This is a genomic window from Symplocastrum torsivum, from assembly GCF_059505465.1.
The window spans coordinates 39,287-57,024 of record NZ_JCACKQ010000041.1 but is presented as its reverse complement, the minus strand read 5'-3'; the positions used below and the strand labels follow the sequence as shown (position 1 = coordinate 57,024).

The following is a 17,738-nucleotide window of genomic DNA, read 5'->3' as shown; positions in this document are numbered from 1 at the left end:
GCTTTTGTTCAGACCCCATAGTACCCCAGCGACGACTTTTGCAAGAGGTCTAATAGCTTTACCTAAAAGTTAGTGTGGTTCGCTCTCACTGAAGCTAAGACCTATAAGTTATCGTAGTGATTACACTGGCGCGACAGCGGACGAGTTGCCATGAGAAAGTTTTTCATTATTTGCTTGTTTGTGTTAGGGCTAGGTTTTGCCCTGTTTAACTTCAAAGGCTTAGCCACTCAGGGAGAGTTTCAATCAATTGTGTTGGACTTTCGGGAAAATGTCCCAGAGGCTGAGATTGAAGCGAAGGTCAATTTGCTAGCGGGAAAGTACAACCTTGAGCCACGTCTGAATAGCGAATTTTCAGCTGCTGACCATGTTTACATTGCCAAAGGCGATCGCAAAACAATCGACGAACTAAAAAAATTAGGCATCGGTAAGCTTACAGAATTTATTGAACCCAATTACATCTACCGAACTTTTGATGTTCCAAATGACCCGGAATATAGCCATCAGTGGAACTTACGGAGCATCAATATAGAATCAGCCTGGGATGATACCAAAGGAAGTGGTGTCACTGTCGCCGTGATTGACACTGGCATCAGCCCCGTTCCAGATTTGAAGACTACTAAGTTTGTCAAAGGCTACGACTTTGTTAACGACCGGATCGAGGCATTTGATGACGCTGGCCACGGTACCCATGTTGCGGGTACGATCGCCCAATCCACGAACAACGCCTATGGTGTGGCTGGAATCGCTTATGAATCCACTCTCATGCCTTTAAAAGTCCTGGCATCAAGTGGTGGCGGTACGGTGGCGGACATTGCTGAAGCGATTCGCTTTGCCGCTGACAATGGGGCTGATGTCATTAACATGAGCCTGGGTGGTGCTGGTGAAAGCAAGCTGATGGAAGAAGCGATCGCCTATGCCTACCAAAAAGGTGTCGTGATTGTAGCTGCCGCTGGTAATGCCAACCAAAATTCCGCCTCTTACCCCGCTCGTTATCGCCACGTAATTGGTGTTGCAGCTCTAGATTCTGCTGGTATCAAAGCCCCCTACTCCAACTTCGGCGCTGGTGTAGATATCTCAGCCCCTGGTGGTAGCGAAACGGGTAAAATTTTGCAAAACACCATCGACCCGCAAACTGGAGAAGGTGTCTTTATTGGCTATCAAGGTACCAGTATGGCAGCACCCCACGTTGCTGGGGTTGCCGCTCTCGTAAAAGCAAGTGGCATCACAGAACCGGATGAAGTGCTGAGTGTCTTAAAGCAATCGTCACGAGCTGTCCAGGAAGACCCTCTCAATCACTTTGGTTCCGGTCATCTAGATGCAGCAGCCGCCGTTAAACTTGCTCTGCGTGGTCAAATTACCATCCGCGACTTCTTCCGCTGGGTGCGAGACAATGGATATCTCAATCCTCGCTTCTGGATTGATGGTGGAACAATAATGCTATTACCAAAAATTGGTATGGTTATCGGTTCCTACCTTCTTGCTTGGTTCCTGCGAAATTACTTCCCCTTTAGCTGGAGTTGGTCGCTTGCCACGGGGTTGGTTGGTGGTAGTTCTGGATTGTTCTTTCTGCGTGGCTTCTATATCTTTGACTTGCCCCAATGGCCGTTCCGAGTTATGGGAAGTTCTATTCCAGAACTAGGTAGCGCTGTTCAAGGTAGCAGTATGTTAAACCCCATTTTTGCCAGTGTACTGATTCCCTTTATCTTGGTGGCGCTACTACTGGGTCACAAGCAATGGAAGTGGGTGGCAATTGGATCTGCTCTTGGTGTCGCCAGTTGTTTAGCCGTGAGTGCAGTGGTGTCACCCAGCGTTATGTGGCTGGGTAGTGGCGTTGTTGCTCGCCTGTACCTAGTTGCCAACGCCCTCCTATGCTTTGGACTTGCCTATCTATCCTCGAAAGGAGAGGAGCAAACTGCATGAGTATTAACGTTACGGGTGTCGTCGAACGCAAAGGAATGGGACCAGGTACCTGGGCACTGGTTACAGACTCAGGGGAAACCTATGAACTCAAGGATGCCCCGGATGAGTTGAAGAAATCAGACCTGAAAGTCAAGGTCGAAGGGCAGGTGCGAGACGATGTCATGACCTTCGCCATGATTGGCCCAGTGCTAGAGGTGAAGTCCTTTAAGGTGCTGGATTGACAGAAGAAGCCGGGGAGAGGGTAAGTACACTCGATAGTTGATTCAATCGCTTCAAGAGTTTGCCCTCTCTCCAGTTCTCCTTCGTCTTAATGGGTAGGGCGCAAGATCAATGTGCGCCTTACAATATTTAAAACAGTTGTTAAATGAGAGGTTTTATAGAACTTCAGGTTTAATTCTTACTTACGCCTCTATTCAAAAAAAATCCCCAGCTCAAACCGGTGAGCTAGGGAATGTCAATCAGGGTGCATCTACCACTCCACTCTTCCTACGGTGACGCTACCTATCCGGACAAATCCAGAACAAGTCACCCGCTGAAGATCGGAAATTGACTATCACTCGGAGAGAGAATTTAAATTAAAAATGGGAAACTTTCAGTCAGTTCAATCAATCTACGAATAGACAGAGGTACTGAATCCTTAACGTTTTTCATAGACGTGAGCGTAAGCCCTTGAAACTAACCAAGATTGACCAAGTAGCAGTGGCACAGGAATTCCACATCTCTGTGACTCCCTTAGGGGAAGACGAATATCTGGTGCGGATCGAACGAGTCGCGCCGGGAGTCCCGTTGGCAGAAGAGCAAGTTAAATGGCCTGTGGAGGATTGGTTAGCTCAGGCACAGCAACTGATGAATGACCCGCTCTTGGGCGTGTTGCAGGGTAATAGTGCCTTTACTAATGATCTTTTTTATTTGCCGGAATGGGAGGAACCAGTCAGTCAATCGTCTCTCAATCTGGTGGCATTGGGTCAGCAACTTTATAATGCTTTATTCCAAGGAAGTCTGCGAGATAGCTGGATGATGGCACAAGCGATCGCCCAAAATCAGCGATCGATTTTGCGGCTACGCTTGGGATTGAAAGGAAAACGTCTACCGCGCCTCCCTTGGGAAGTTCTGTATGCAGGCGATCGCCCTCTAGCAACGGGAACTGATGTGGTTTTCTCCCGTTACCAGCTAAGTACGGGGCGGATAAGTCCAGTACAGGCGCTTCCTTCGGGATCACATCAACCCTTAAAAATTTTGATGGTTATTGCTAGCCCCAGTGACCAAGAAACATTGGAGTTGGCAGAAGAAGCCAGTCAACTGCAAGCAGAACTCCGCAGCCGTTCCCCTAATGAACTCCCTGCGATTCAACTAACCATCTTGGAGCAGCCAGGACGCGAACAGCTAACCCAAGCGTTAGAACAGGGTCAATATCAAGTATTCCACTACGCAGGTCATAGCAATTTAGGAGACTCTGGCGGCGATGTCTATTTAGTTAGCAACAAAACTGGTCTAACTGAAACCCTTAACGGTGCTGACTTAGCAGGATTGTTGGTTAATAACGGTGTCCAGCTAGCTGTGTTTAACTCCTGCCGAGGAGCCTATACCGCCCCATCAGAACGGGCAAATGGAAAAGAGCGTAATCTAGCCGAAGCTATAGTAGCACGGGGGATTCCTGGCGTTCTGGCAATGGCAGAGCGGATTCCTGATGAGGTGGCGCTGACTCTCACGCGGCTACTCTACCGCAATCTCAATCAGGGTTATCCAATTGACCTCAGTCTCAGTCGGGCACGGCAAGGACTGATTTCTGCTTATGGCTCAAATCAGTTGTATTGGGCATTACCAGTTCTTTATCTGCATCCAGAATTTGATGGCTTCTTGACAAAAGTTGATGACGCGGCTCAAACAATTGCTGAACTCTTTGCGATCGCCGATCCTCCTGACGATTCATTGTCTGTACATCCGCAAGCTGCCCTATTCACACCACCAACAGGAAGACGTATCCCTCCCAGTTACGTAGAGATTGAAGAGGAGTTAGATGGACTATCGTCGGAAGACTTAGCAGAGGATGAGGACTTTGTTAACGATTTAGACCAGGATGACCTAGACGCGGACGATCCCGGTGCCTTTATTCAGGACTTATTACGACAGCTTGATCCAAAGCCTACAAGTAGTAACCTAGGGCAAACAAGCACTGGCATCGAGAGTCTGCCTCCAGTTACTTCAGAGACAGGTGATTTGGAACCGCCAAGGTATCCCGTCAACAATCAGTCTCCTGCACCAACGGAATCAGGAACAATCACCCCAACGACTCAGACACCACAATCGTTATCTGAACGATCTGAGAATCTGAAAAACTCCACTGGAGGGGGTTCCGGCAAGACACCAGGTTTTCCGGGTTGGCATCAAAACTGGCAACGTTTCCCAAAACTGTGGGTTATTTTTGGAGCTATTGGTGTCATTGCGATCGCTTTATTGGGATTTTGGTTCTTCCAGAACCGAGAGCAAAGCCTAGGCAAACTATCTCAACCACCAGCCAATGTGCCAACTGTTCCCCTTAGTCAAACGGGAGATTTGAAACAAGCTGACACCGCGAAGGTAACAGCCATTGCCATTGAACAACTGAGTCAAGGGAACATTGTCGCAGGGCAAAAGGCAGTAGAAGCACTACTGGATCGAGGGGCATTGCAAGCCGCAGATGCTTCCCTTGCCGTTGTTCCGAATGAGAAACTTGAAGACCCGGTCGTGAGTTTCTTAAGAGGACGTTTGGTTTGGCAGTCAATTCAAGCAGGTAACCAAGACTACGCGGTGAGTGATGCCCGACGGTATTGGGAAACAGCAATCAAGGCACAACCCAAATCTTCTAGCTACCTCAACGCACTAGGATTTGCTTACTATGCCGAGGGTGAATATGAGCGAGCCAATAATGCATGGTGGGAGGCACTGAACCAGAGCGAAACCCAGCAAGGGGCAACAACTGCTGCAACAGAGCCAATTAAACAAGAAATGCTGACAACCTATGCCGGATTAGCCCTAGGAATGTGGAAATCCGCCCAACAACTACCAGCCGAGCAGCGATCGCGTTTGTCGAATGAATCACTCAAGCTGCGCCAAAAAGTCATGACCGATGACCCAGTTAACTTTCAATCTGATGCCTTGAGCAAGAATTGGCTATGGTCTGAAAAAGCGATTCAAGACTGGCGATCGCTTTTAGCAGTGAGAAGTTAGTGGTTTGTTGTTGGTTGTTGGTTTTAGAAAGAATACTGGCTCATAGATCGGATGCACCCTGATGACTGGCTGAACAACAAATAATCAACAACAAATAACCAACAACTACTTCCCACGCATTAGCGAAGCGAGAGACTGACGCTTGCGTAAATCCATCAAATCAGCAAGGTTTTGCTTACCTCCATCTAGAGGATGGCTCTCCTCCGGGGGTAATACTGTTACTTGAGCCAGACGGTTGTCGATTGTTGGTAGTTGGTTTTCTAAAGCTACCAAGTTGGGCTTAGACGCAACGGGTTGCTTAGTTGTGGAAGTAGAACGGCGTTTTTTTGAAGGATTCTGCCGTTTCTTGCGGCTATTCGCAGTAGATTTTAAACGTTTCGGAGCTTTGCGACGATTAGTCGTTTGTCTCAGAGCTTGGGTAATCAATAAAGAACCACCCGCACAGCCAAGAGCAACAGCACCAATCAACGACAGTGGCAAATCCGGTTTAGCTGTGAATTGGGGAACAGTGGTGAGAGGTGACGTTGGTGTAGATACCAGTGGCAAAACAGGAGTTTCTTGAATGGTAGAGGCAGTTGGTGCAGGTGCAGATGCCTCCTCAATTGGCCCAGCGCTTAAAAGACGTAAAGCCGCGAAGCCACCAGCTGAGAATAGCACTGCCCAAAGCAGACCCCAAAATACAAGCGGAGAGTTGTGGATTAGCCGCTCGATCAGTGGTAGACGAGGTTGCGGCTGTTCGGAAGGATTGTTAGATGGGTTGAGCATTGATGCCCTTGACGGTCAGGATAAAAGTAAGAATGCAAATAATTGCACTTGTACAGGGTATAATATCAAGCCTGTTTTACACTTCGTTTAGTAAGTTGTCGCTTTTATCCCTTAGCTGTTGTCAAGGGTACAGACATAATTCCTCATATCTTTACCGCTGACCCTAAGTCCAAGCTGATAAACGAAGTTATGAAAATGACCAAACTTGATAGCAGTCACCATGATGACGGAATTTTAGCATAGCTACCCGATCCCACCAATTTTAAAAAAAGCTCCAAAAATCTGATTGTAATAAGCTAATGACCTATCTAATAGCAAGGCAAAATTGATTGTCTACTTTAGGTCAAAAGGAAAAGGAAGACTTCCTTTCCCCTTAACGGTTCAACAGCGAAATACAACTTGAATGCAGGTGATCTTAACTATGCTCTCGGTAATCTCTAGATGCGCTAGAGTGACAATCGACAGACAGTATTAGAAGGTAAGACAAAATAATGGGGGTAGAGCTGACACCCAAAATCGGTAACGCGCCACGCGCCGAGTCCGCTAACGGCAATGAGACACAATCAGAGGCAAATCCAGAAGTACAACTGACAACCCATCGGCAGCCTTCAGCCTCGACCAAATCCTGGACGATTGAGGAGAGTGAGAAACTCTATCGAATTCAGGGATGGGGAGAGCCATACTTTTCGATTAATGCCGCTGGTCATGTTACGGTTTCACCCAAAGGCGATCGCGGTGGTTCTCTAGATTTATTAGAACTCGTAGAAGCCTTACAGCAGCGCAACCTAGGACTACCGCTATTGATTCGCTTCTCGGATATTTTGGAAGACCGGATTGAGCGGTTAAATGCTTGTTTTGCTAAAGCGATCGCTCGTTACAAATACCCTGGTACTTACCAAGGGGTCTTTCCTGTCAAGTGCAATCAGCATCGGCATTTGGTTGAGGATTTGGTTCGGTTTGGGAAACCTGTCCAATTTGGTCTAGAAGCGGGTTCTAAACCAGAATTGATGATTGCCCTGGCAACGTTGAATACTCCCAACTCTCTGCTGATTTGTAATGGTTACAAAGACAGAGAATACATCGAAACGGCTCTCTTGGCGACGCGCATCGGACACAAGCCGATCATCGTCATTGAGCAGTTAGAAGAAGTGCAGCTCGTAATTGATGCGACCCGACAGCTAGGAATTGAACCCGTTGTGGGAGTTCGAGCAAAGCTGAGTACCAAAGGCACAGGCCGTTGGGGAGATTCTACAGGCGATCGCGCTAAATTTGGTCTAACGATTCCGGAAATCCTCACCTGCGTTGAGCAACTGCGAAGTGCTGGAATGCTCAACTCCTTGCAGCTATTGCACTTCCACATCGGCTCCCAAATCTCTGCGATTGGTGTGATTAAAGAGGCAATCCGAGAAGCTAGTCAGATTTATGTCGAGTTGAGTGCATTAGGGGCAAATATGCAGTATCTCGATGTTGGTGGTGGTTTAGGGATCGACTATGACGGCTCTAAAACGAACTTCCATGCCTCGAAAAACTACAATATGCAAAATTATGCCAATGATATTGTTGCTGAGGTCAAGGAAGCTTGTGATGGTCGTCAGTTGCCAGCGCCAGTGCTAATTAGTGAGAGTGGTCGTGCGATCGCATCCCATCAATCTGTCTTAATCTTCGATGTTCTTAGCACCAGTGATGTCCTAGCTGAGACTCCTGCACCGATTCAGGAAAAAGAACATCTGATTATCCGCAACCTTTGGGAGACATACTCTAATATCAACCTGGAGAACTACCAGGAAGCTTACCACGACGCGATTCAGTTCAACGACGAAGCCAAAAGCCTCTTTAGCTTCGGGTACCTAACCCTCACCCAACGAGCAAGAGCTGAGCAGTTGTACTGGGCATGTTGCTACAAGATTCTCGAAATTGCCAGAACTCAGGACTACGTTCCCGATGACTTGGAAGACTTAGAGAAAATCATGGCATCGATTTATTACATCAACCTCTCTGTCTTTCAGTCTGTACCTGATTCTTGGGCAATTGACCAATTGTTCCCAATTATGCCCATCCATCGGCTGGATGAAGAACCCACACGCCGAGGTATCCTCGCTGATCTTACTTGTGACAGCGATGGGAAGATCGACCAATTCATTGACCTGCGAGATGTTAAATCGGTACTAGAACTTCACCCGTTGACGAGTATACAGCAGTCTCTTGACTCCAAAAAAGGGAAGCAGGGGCTGGAAATTAACAAAGTGCCTAGCCCTACGCCACTGTCTAATTCCCACTCTCACGAACCCTATTACTTAGGCTTGTTCCTTGCTGGAGCCTATCAAGAGATTATGGGCAACTTACACAACTTGTTTGGTGACACAAATGCTGTTCACATTCAATTAACGCCTAGAGGCTATGAAATTGAACATGTTGTTAAGGGCGACACGGTGAAAGAAGTTTTGGGTTATGTACAGTACGATGCTGAGGACTTAGTAGAGAGCGTCCGCCGCCGCACTGAGCAAGCCTTGCAAGAAAAACGCATTACCCTCGAAGAATCCCGACTGCTCCTGCAAAAATACGAGCAGAGCTTGGGTAGTTACACATACTTGAATGGCTAAGGAAGTTGTAGTTGTTAGATGGGTAGTGCTAAGTCACAAAACTTAAGCCTGGTAGATTTCTTAGCCCAGCTTACCCACTAACAACTAACAACCACTAACAACTAACTATTCGCTTGCCAAGAGTTCTGCGATCGCTTGTCGCTCTAATGGCTCTTGGGAGGGTAAACTCCTGCGGGTATCAGTAATCAGCCAGTCTAAAGCTGCTGCCTGGACATCAATGGTTGCCCCAGTTTTATCAACGCAGTAGCGTCCAAACACTAGCTTATCGACCAAGCGAACTCCCGCACCCAAACGAGAGTATTCAAAAATCACGCTATTATCAACAGTTGCACCGCTACATACCCAACAATTAGGACCAATCATCGTCGGTCCAATAATCTTGGCTCCATCTTCAATATGGGTCATCCCACCGATATAAACAGGCCCCGTGATGTCAACCTTGTCCCAATTTACGGCGACATTTAACCCTGTGTAGATACCTGGAGCCACTTCATGTCCTGGAATCGATACATTTTTAACTTCTCCCAGCAAGACGCTACGAATTGCTTGCCAGTAGTCTGGGACTTTACCAATATCCACCCACTGGAATTCCATCGGCACGGCATAAAAAGGCGCTCCCATTTCCACAAGCTTAGGAAATAGCTCACCACCAATGTCATATTCCTTACCAGATGGGATATAATCCAATACTTCTGGTTCAAAGATGTAGATACCTGTGTTGATGTTGGTACTGAGAGCTTCCTCAACCGAAGGCTTTTCCTGAAAAGCTTTAATTCGACCCGTCTCGTCTGTGACAACGACACCGTAGCTGGGAACCTGCTCTTGCGGCACGGTTTTCGTCACTATCGTAGCGATCGATCCCTTTTCTTTATGCCATTTAACCGCCGCCGACAAATCGAGGTCAATGAGAGCATCACCGCAAAGGACGACAAAAGTATCGTCAAAAAACGGGTAAAAGTCTTGGATGCGCCGCATCCCACCCGCCGAGCCGAGTGCTTCCCCGACGAGTTGACCATCAACGATTCGACCTTCAAACGAATAAGCGATTTGGACACCAAATCGCTGTCCATCACGGAAATAGCTTTCAATTTCGTTTGCGAGGTGACTGACGTTGACAACAACTTGGTCAAAACCATGCTGTCGCAGTAGTTCTAGTAAAAACTCCATCACTGGTTTTTGCAGGATGGGAATTAAGGGTTTGGGAATGGTGTGGGTGATGGGGCGCACGCGAGTTCCCTTACCAGCCGCCAGAATCATGGCTTTCATGAATTTTTGTTCCTTAACCTAGGCCACACATTTTTGGTTTGGTCGATTGAGTCTGATTTTAACCAGTCCGTCGCTAGTGCGTTGGATTGGTTGATGGACTTATCCTGATAATCAGGAGAGATAGTCGATCTAATCCCCCGACTTGCAAGAACGGCGAGAGCAACCTAACAATGCGCTAGCAGAGAGTTAGAGCAATGCCCAGACTTGTTTCTACTAGCTCCTCTTCAAGACGATTAGTTAACTCTAATTGCTCCGAAGAGTACCGTATGGCGAACGGCTAGGCGAACACCAGCGTTCGCAAAGCTTTGACACAAAACGGATACCTTTACTTGTGCATAGCACATAAACGGGTTGCCGATTTGCGATCGCTCACCTTCCCTTGAACGAGTTCTGCGTTTTGCAGTACGGGGAACTAAAGAACAGTTCTCCCTCAAAGTACAGTTTGCCCAAGCTTCAAATCCTAATCCCAGATCAACACACCCATTGTCTATTCATTACAGCGCACGGATTTTTAAGTCTTGGTAAAACTCTTCTTGGGATAACTCTACTTTGGACTGAGCCGATAACAGGAGTAGTGCCCAAAAGACACCAACTCGGTCTTTTGCTCCGTCTTCAGTTGCCTCAACAGCCACTTCGGGGGAAGTGTTAGCGTGGGATGGGATATAAAGCCCTTCGGACATCGCTTCACCTAGAGCCACATGGTTATCCGGTTCGGAGTTCCCATTCCCTGCTAGGGTTGCTGACAGGGCGGCTAGAGAATCAGCTTCATCCAATGCTATAGGAGACAACGTCCACCACTCTAACAACTGATCTAAATTCAGCCAATCTTTTCCCGCTGCGATCTCTTGCCAATGACGTGAAAGAAAGACTTCTAGTCTTGTGGCAATTTCTGTCAAGTTTTCATCGTGAGCCAAATGAGCGATCGCTTTGGCTGCTTGAGAACGAGATTGAGCGCGGGGACGTAAGGCACGAGGAGGCAAGGGCGTTTCATCCAGTTGTGCTGCTATTTGCTGCAACTGATCGATCAGCTCTTGGAGTGTTACAGGGCGTCTTTTGGGTGGCGGAGCGGCAGCACGACGGCGTAGATGTCGTTCTAGATGCAGTGGCAAGCGCATTTCGCCCACCATATCGATTTGGTCGTCTATCTCGGTGAGTTCTGGTTCGTCCGCCTCTCCCATCCGTCCGAGGGTATCGGCTTTGAGTAAAACCAGCATTGATGCCCACAAAAATGCTTGTCCAGACTGAGACAAGTCAGTATCACGGTGTCCGGGTTCGGCATCATTTCCCAAGCCAAGTTCACTTAAATAGCGGTCAATGACCTCAATAACCTGGACATCCCAAGGGTTAATTTCCCCTCGCTGTGCCAAGTCAATGAGAAGAGCGATCGCTTCTTGAGCAGGTGTTCCAGTCATCACGTACTGCCACTAGTAGTCTGCAACACTATATTTGATGAGGAAGAGACATGGGTGGGTCTTTAAGAAGCATGGGATGAGATTAATCAATCTTAACCTTGCTCTGCCAGTGTCCCTTCTGTCAGGGGTCTAGATGCCGATAATGCTGGCAATTGCTCTTCAATTTCTGCCTTGTAACGTTGAACATCTTGCTCTAGCTTCTCAATTTGCTCCTCTTTGGAGCGAATCTGCCGCATCGCTCGGCGGGCATCTAGTTGCTGCTGTAGTCGTGTCCAGATGCTGAAGATCCAAGCTAGAGTTGCCCCAATTCCCATTGCAAAAATCAGTTCAATAGACAAGGGGGCTTGAACCTGAACGCCCTCAATAATTCGGATTGCTGTAGGTTCACTGTTTTCTAAGCTGAATAAAACTAGAGCCAAACACACAGCAAAAATAATCAAAAAATTAATCTGTCGCATCAGCTTGATCCAATAGGCTTGCAGTTGCTTGCTAATTTTACAAGAGGAAAAATGAAGAATCCGCTCTTTTTTCAGGTTTGATTTTTTATTTTTGATGATTTTTCTGCGACTTAATGGCTACTTTAGCCCAAGTCTAGATTGTCGTGCGACAAGAAGGTGAATACTTCTTTACATGCGCTCGCAACCCACCTCACTGGAAGCCACTGAAGACGAGGCTGAAGGATTGTGGCTCTTGCTCAAAGGGAGGTTGCCAAACCGAGAGGCAAGTCCAAACTTTAGGATTCTCCTGAACACAGCCACTTCTGTATTCTTCTTATTATTGATGAGTAGTTGAATCGGCTGTCTCGGTATCACTCGCCACGGCGCAGCGATCGCATAATCCAAAAAACTCTAAGGTGTGGTAGTAAATTTTGAATTGGTGGGAATCCTGCAACTCATTCTCTAACTGATGTACTGGGCATTCATCAATAGGTATCGATTCACCACAATTGAGGCAAGTAAGGTGGTGTTGATCACGCTGTACGCCACTGTAGAGGGATTCCCCATTGGTAAGTGTCCGCACTTGTACGACACCTTCAAGTTTCAAGGCTTCCAGGGCGCGGTAAACTGTAGCTAGACCCATACTCTGGTCAAGGTTGCGTAACTCAACATAGATATCTTGGGCAGAAACAGCACGATTCAGAGTTGTGAGTAAGTTTAGAATTCGAGCCTGGGAGCGCGTGCGTTGGAGTTTCATGGACTTTCTTTTTAGTCTCCTACAATTTTGTTGAAGTCTTGGGGACTTAGTAGTTCAAACTTTAAACAGGGCTTGTTTGAATTTGGGGGATGAAGAGTGATTTTCAAGTATCAAGCGCGGATCTATGTTACCCTTCGACCTTCAGTCTTAGATCCAGCAGGAGTTGCGGTCGAGTCGGGGCTGAAGCAGTTGGGTTATGAAAATGTGGAGCAGGTACGCATTGGTAAGTATATTGAGCTGATGATAACGGCTGCCAATGAAGAAAAGGCACGGGAGCAACTTGACCGCATCTGTGACCGATTGTTGGCAAATCCAGTGATCGAAAATTATCGGTTTGATTTAGTTGAAGTGGCAACACTGATGGGGGTGTAGGTATGAAGTTTGGGGTTGTGGTTTTTCCAGGGTCCAATTGCGATCGCGATGTGGCGTATGTTACTCAAAGTTTACTCGACTTACCAACCCGCATGGTTTGGCACGAGGAAACGGATATTTCTGACATAGACGTGGTCGTGATTCCCGGTGGTTTTAGTTATGGAGACTATCTCCGCTGTGGAGCATTAGCTCAATTTTCGCCTGTGATGGGGCAAGTTAGGGAACACGCTAAGCAGGGTAAGTTTATCCTAGGTATCTGCAATGGCTTCCAGGTGTTAACTGAAATGGGGCTGTTACCTGGCGCACTGGTTCGGAATCGCGATTTACATTTTATTTGCGATCGCGTTCCGCTCAAAGTAGAACGCACTGACCTTCCCTGGACATCTGCTTACTCACAAGGGCAGTTGGTTACCCTCCCTATTGCTCACGGTGAAGGTCGCTACTATGCCGATGCTGATACCGTCAAAGCCTTAGAAGATAACGGTCAAGTCCTGTTTCGCTACTGTACCGCAACGGGTACGACAGACGATATGGGCAACCCAAATGGTTCAGTCAACAACATTGCTGGAATTTGCGACCCGACAGGTAAAATCTTGGGGATGATGCCCCACCCAGAACGGGCAGCAGATGCCCTGTTGGGTGGTACAGATGGTATAAAGTTGTTCGAGGGATTGTTAGGCGCACTCACCAGTAAAAGCTTGTCTACAATGAGTGCTAGTTAACTAATACTCTGAGCGCAGTCGAACACATCAATGAATAGGGACTTCCTCGCGAAGAAAAAAGTTTGGCTGCTACTTGCCGTTATTGGTATTGCGATCGCGATCGCTGCCTTCAGCTTGCTACCTCTGCAGGACTGGCTTACTCATATCAAGCATTGGCTTGTCTCGCTTGGGCCGTGGGCAAAGCCGGCATTCATTTTGATTTACATAATTACGACTGTTGTTGGTTTGCCAGCAGCAGTTCTTTTTTTGGCGGCAGGCACGTTATTCGGCTTTCTTAAAGGAGTTGTTGTTGTCTCGATTGCCGACATCTTGGGAACAACTCTCTGCTATCTCTTGGGTCGCACTGTTGCCCGGAAACCTTTAAAAAAGTGGATTGCCAAACGTCCCCAATTTACCGAACTTGATAAAGCTGTTGGTAGAAAAGGCTGGAAGATTGTCTTTTTAACCCGTCTTTCCCCAATTGTTCCTTCCAATATTCTCAATTACGGTTTTAGCCTCACTAAAATTAACTTTTGGCACTACTTCTTTTTCTCCTGGTTAGGAATGCTCCCAGTCATTGCACTTTATGTGTATCTTGGTTCAGCAGGCGCCAACTTAGCTAGTGGCGGCAATACTCCTGGAAAAATGGCACTGCAAATCTTTGGTTTATGTGCAACAGTTGGTGCGGTAACCTATACAACTAAGCTGGCTAAGAAAACGCTCTCACCAGCACCTGCCTCATCAGAAGACAAACAAAAGGACATCAGCAACCAATGAAAATCTGTTGAGAGTGTTGCTACACTCTCAGGTTCCTGCAAGAGCCTTCTTTACAAGCCTTAAAGATATGGAATATTTCAAATTATTCAGGTACACTCAGAGTATATTGAAAATAAGTCACTAAATAAAAATAGCACTGAACAAAGACAAACGCCTTTAAGTAAGTGTTATCGAATTCAATATTAGATTCCACAAAAAAATTATTAACCCAACGCTGGAAACTGCAATCAATCTATGTTTTAGCGGAGGTTAGGTAGGATTAAAACCTGAACAAAAACTAAACATACTAGAGACAAACAGCCAGTGACTTTAGATAATTTTCACACCGGCTTGCAGTTGAAACCCATCCGATACCGAGGCTGGTTGATCAACACGAAAGTCATTGACAGACAGTTATGGCTGCGATGGCAGCACCCTAACGAAAGTTTTCCCCGCTACAGCTATCCAGTCACAGAGAGGGGGTTAACCGATACAATCCGCTACGCTCGATTCTTGATAGACTTGGCAATTAAGCTAGAAGAATCAGAGACACAATAGTTGTAACGACAAAGCCAATTGCTGACAAACGAGGAATCTAGGGCGACAAAGGCATTGACACCGATAGGCGCTTCCTGATTTCTTCTCCTCTTGGGAAAGGCATTTAATGCCTCATCTCTCTTTTCGCCATTCAATCAATCTCCTCCTACTGTGCTGAACAATTTAATCCTCTCGAAAGAGTTAAGCACGATACAAACTGCGGTATCTTCGTAGCAACGATTTGACTGTTTAATTGGTCTGTGAGCGTTATTACAGGCTACGGTCAAGCCTATAAACAAGTTGGAGAAAAACCTATGAGTAGCGAACCAGATAAAGTCGTAGTACCACAAACTGATCCCGTAGAAGCCGAACCGGGAAGAGGCGCACCAGGGGATCATGTTGGAGTTCAAATGGCTCAGACAACGGCAGTTAATGCCCCAGATGCAGTAATTCCTTCTAATAATGACCCAGAAGAAAGCATCCATGAGGTTGAGGCTTTAGAGGCACAAGAAGAAGGTAGCGGACTTAGAACAACAGATGGCTACGTTATTGACGAGTCAGGAAGACTTGATAACTTTGCCATTGAGCCGGAAATGTACGTGGAAGAAAAGTAGAGTTTCAGTCTGCTGGGAGTCCTTTAGCTTGTAGTACTCCCAGCATTTTTGAAGAAAGGGATAGAGGCTATAGTAGAAGCAAAAAGAATATTATCAACCTTTAGGTGATTGTTATAGAAGTTAATAATTTATTTTTAATCAGCATAAATATATAGGAATTTTAAACGCTAAGATTCCCGACTTCTTCAAGAAGTCGGGAATCTGAACAGCAAAAGTTTGTAACTTATAACAGATGCAAATCTAACAAGATACCAGGCAACTTTGTGGAAACACTAACCTAAAAAGTGTGGTCAAACAAAGCATTCAGCACCGGATTAGTTATGCAAAAATTCCATTTACTTGTTGCTGGGGCTGTTGTTTTTTCAGCAGTTACTGGTGTGAGTCTCGCTACTGTCTTTCGCCAGAGTACGCCAAAAGAGCAAACGCTTGTACAGACAAGTTCAATTCCACCTCAAGCGTCTCAAGAGATAGAAGCAACGTCTTCTCCTATTGCAGCTACTAAACCTGATCAAGAGAATTCTACAAAGACAACGCTACCTACTCAGCCGAAGCAAGCCGTAGTAGCTAGTACAGCCAAGCTTGATGGTTTTCCGCATCAGCGCGTTAGGTTGACAGACGAAGTTAAACCAGGAAGTGAGTTTGCACAATTTCGTCAACGCCTACGGCAAGCAATACGCGATCGCAATGCTCAGTTTGTTCGGTCAATTCTACCGGATAAGGAGATTGGGATTGGCTTTGGCTCTAGAGAGGTTGCGAATATAAAGCTAGAAAACCCAAATGAGGAATTTTGGAGTTTGCTGGAAAAAGCCGTTAGCATTGGTTGTTTCCCACAAGCTAGCCAAAATCGTCCCAATGTAGATCCTGCGACAGGGCTTTGGGTTTGTAACAACGTAGCGCACGAGTTTTCCCGTCAGTACCCTAACTTAAGCTCAGGGCTGAAGAGGTGACATCCTCCCGATACCGTTTTCACGGCTTCCCAAGATTAACAACAATTGAATAGACACAAACTCAATAAGAAATACAACTAACTCAAGATGGTTCTTGAGATGCACCTGCTATGTAAAAAGTAGATATCGAACTATATATTAGGAGGGATTCTGTGCCTCTGCCGTGGCAAAACCCACTCCCACTGGATGAGTACATAACGAGTCGAGTCGTCATCTACTATTACAGTGGCAGATGGATTCCTATCAAATACTGTCGTTTGATAAAGGCTATTGAGCTGTACCGTAATGCCAAACTCGAAGGGAGAGAAATTTTTATTTTTCCTGCTGATTTTAACTCAGATGACTTTTCTGAACTAGATAAAAACAACTGAATGTTTTAGATTCACTGTTCCTTGTCATTAGACCTGTCTTGAAAATAGAAAAAAGAATGTAACAAATTGACGCTCCCTCTAAATCCCCCTTAAAAAGCACTGAAGATGCCCGATTTCTTGGAGAAATCGGGCATTTGAGACGCTGGCATTTCACAACTAAAACAGGATTGCTATAGATGCGATCGCCTTTTAATAAATTAAGCTCTACTGCCAAATCATCTTTTACAAAGATGTCATTATCTGGATTAACTCAGCCGATAAATCTGTCTTAGATTCAGACTGCTTTTTAAACACCACCCCAGCTAAAAGATAGATATTTCCTGAATAAAAAGCCATCCTGTTTTTGCGTAGCTCTTCTATCATATTCCTGACTTTTGGTTCCGAGCTATAATAGCCAAACGTCAAAGGCGAGACGAGAAAACTAGCAACAGAATAGCCCTTTGCTATTGCATAGTTAATTAAGCCTTCTGGATTCGAGTAACTAGAAAGCATAAGTAGTAAGTTTTCATAACCCATCGATAAAAGTTTTCTAGCCATTTCTGAACCATCCCTACCTCCATGTAATAGAGGTTGGTAAATATTGTCATCTATTGATGGCAGATACGGCGGGTTAGAGATAAGATACTCGGCTCTGGGTAAAGCGGCATCGAAGAATGAGGAATTATGAATTATGTATCGATCAGTGAGTTCATACTCCTGAATATTTGACTCGGCAATTTTTCCGGCTAAGGTATTCAACTCATATCCATGTATTGTGCCGTTAAACCTTGTTCTCATTAAGGAATTAATGACTGGACTTCCATCTCCAGAACCAAATTCAACAATAACTTTAGGGCTATCACACTGATTTAGAACTAAATTTTCTAAGCAGTGAGAGTAAAAATTAGATTCTTCTGGGCAATAGAATACATCTTTTAGAGGCTTGGGTGATGTCAGCATAAACCTGTTGAGTGAATACTTCCACCAAGTTAATTAACAGAAATTAATCGAGCATCTACCCAGTGGATTATACCCAATTGGTGTTGACAAATTTTCAAATCTGTCAGTTTTAAACTATTTTTATTGTGTTCAAGCCT

At 45.9% G+C, this 17,738-nt stretch carries 17 protein-coding genes; 11 read left to right on the top strand and 6 right to left on the bottom strand.

Annotated elements, in window-relative coordinates; genetic code table 11:
• The first annotated feature begins 150 nt into the window (after positions 1 to 150).
• From AC5JL3_RS13065 to AC5JL3_RS13055, 3 genes are all read left to right on the top strand, one after another.
• Positions 151 to 1,920, top strand: coding sequence for a S8 family peptidase (locus tag AC5JL3_RS13065; RefSeq protein WP_496074907.1), 1,770 nt, complete (start codon positions 151 to 153; stop codon positions 1,918 to 1,920).
• A complete protein-coding gene (locus tag AC5JL3_RS13060; protein WP_496074906.1) occupies positions 1,917 to 2,141 on the top strand; it encodes a hypothetical protein in 225 nt (74 codons plus the stop codon). The genes AC5JL3_RS13065 and AC5JL3_RS13060 overlap by 4 nt, the downstream gene beginning before the upstream one ends.
• A gap of 448 nt (positions 2,142 to 2,589) precedes the next feature.
• Positions 2,590 to 5,127 carry a CHAT domain-containing protein gene (locus tag AC5JL3_RS13055; RefSeq protein ID WP_496074905.1) on the top strand — a complete coding sequence of 846 codons (2,538 nt, stop codon included), beginning with the start codon at positions 2,590 to 2,592 and terminating at the stop codon, positions 5,125 to 5,127.
• 105 nt (positions 5,128 to 5,232) lie between these two features.
• Here the strand turns inward: AC5JL3_RS13055 and AC5JL3_RS13050 are convergent, their stop codons facing one another.
• Positions 5,233 to 5,892, bottom strand: coding sequence for a hypothetical protein (locus AC5JL3_RS13050; protein WP_496074904.1), 660 nt, complete (start codon positions 5,890 to 5,892; stop codon positions 5,233 to 5,235).
• A gap of 491 nt (positions 5,893 to 6,383) precedes the next feature.
• Here AC5JL3_RS13050 and speA point away from each other — a divergent pair, with 491 nt between their 5' ends.
• Complete coding sequence (speA, locus tag AC5JL3_RS13045; RefSeq protein WP_496074903.1) at positions 6,384 to 8,492, top strand: biosynthetic arginine decarboxylase; 2,109 nt, start codon at positions 6,384 to 6,386, stop codon at positions 8,490 to 8,492.
• Positions 8,493 to 8,597: 105 nt separating this feature from the next.
• Here the strand turns inward: speA and AC5JL3_RS13040 are convergent, their stop codons facing one another.
• The 4 genes from AC5JL3_RS13040 to AC5JL3_RS13025 form a co-directional block, all read right to left on the bottom strand.
• Entirely contained in the window at positions 8,598 to 9,758 is a 1,161-nt protein-coding gene (locus AC5JL3_RS13040) for a nucleotidyltransferase family protein (RefSeq protein WP_496074902.1), read from the bottom strand.
• Positions 9,759 to 10,252: 494 nt separating this feature from the next.
• A complete protein-coding gene (locus tag AC5JL3_RS13035; protein ID WP_496074901.1) occupies positions 10,253 to 11,170 on the bottom strand; it encodes a segregation/condensation protein A in 918 nt (305 codons plus the stop codon).
• A 92-nt stretch (positions 11,171 to 11,262) separates the two neighbouring features.
• Positions 11,263 to 11,628, bottom strand: a complete 366-nt coding sequence (locus AC5JL3_RS13030) for a LapA family protein (RefSeq protein ID WP_496074900.1) — start codon at positions 11,626 to 11,628, stop codon at positions 11,263 to 11,265.
• A gap of 316 nt (positions 11,629 to 11,944) precedes the next feature.
• Positions 11,945 to 12,364, bottom strand: a complete 420-nt coding sequence (locus AC5JL3_RS13025; protein ID WP_496074899.1) for a Fur family transcriptional regulator — start codon at positions 12,362 to 12,364, stop codon at positions 11,945 to 11,947.
• Positions 12,365 to 12,460: 96 nt separating this feature from the next.
• Here AC5JL3_RS13025 and purS point away from each other — a divergent pair, with 96 nt between their 5' ends.
• The 7 genes from purS (at position 12,461) to AC5JL3_RS12990 (ending at position 16,662) form a co-directional block, all read left to right on the top strand.
• Positions 12,461 to 12,736 (top strand): phosphoribosylformylglycinamidine synthase subunit PurS, encoded by a 276-nt coding sequence (gene purS / locus AC5JL3_RS13020; protein ID WP_496074898.1) that lies wholly within the window; start codon positions 12,461 to 12,463, stop codon positions 12,734 to 12,736.
• Between the two features lie 2 nt (positions 12,737 to 12,738).
• Positions 12,739 to 13,458, top strand: a complete 720-nt coding sequence (purQ, locus tag AC5JL3_RS13015) for a phosphoribosylformylglycinamidine synthase subunit PurQ (RefSeq protein ID WP_496074897.1) — start codon at positions 12,739 to 12,741, stop codon at positions 13,456 to 13,458.
• A gap of 30 nt (positions 13,459 to 13,488) precedes the next feature.
• Positions 13,489 to 14,214 (top strand): TVP38/TMEM64 family protein, encoded by a 726-nt coding sequence (locus tag AC5JL3_RS13010; RefSeq protein ID WP_496074896.1) that lies wholly within the window; start codon positions 13,489 to 13,491, stop codon positions 14,212 to 14,214.
• Between the two features lie 303 nt (positions 14,215 to 14,517).
• Positions 14,518 to 14,751 (top strand): hypothetical protein, encoded by a 234-nt coding sequence (locus AC5JL3_RS13005; protein WP_192221555.1) that lies wholly within the window; start codon positions 14,518 to 14,520, stop codon positions 14,749 to 14,751.
• 293 nt (positions 14,752 to 15,044) lie between these two features.
• Entirely contained in the window at positions 15,045 to 15,344 is a 300-nt protein-coding gene (locus AC5JL3_RS13000) for a hypothetical protein (protein ID WP_192221556.1), read from the top strand.
• A gap of 320 nt (positions 15,345 to 15,664) precedes the next feature.
• Complete coding sequence (locus AC5JL3_RS12995) at positions 15,665 to 16,291, top strand: hypothetical protein (protein WP_496074895.1); 627 nt, start codon at positions 15,665 to 15,667, stop codon at positions 16,289 to 16,291.
• Positions 16,292 to 16,443: 152 nt separating this feature from the next.
• Entirely contained in the window at positions 16,444 to 16,662 is a 219-nt protein-coding gene (locus AC5JL3_RS12990; protein ID WP_496074894.1) for a hypothetical protein, read from the top strand.
• Positions 16,663 to 16,884: 222 nt separating this feature from the next.
• Here AC5JL3_RS12990 and AC5JL3_RS12985 read toward each other — a convergent pair whose 3' ends face one another.
• Positions 16,885 to 17,601, bottom strand: coding sequence for an SAM-dependent methyltransferase (locus tag AC5JL3_RS12985; protein ID WP_496074893.1), 717 nt, complete (start codon positions 17,599 to 17,601; stop codon positions 16,885 to 16,887).
• Positions 17,602 to 17,738: the final 137 nt, after the last annotated feature.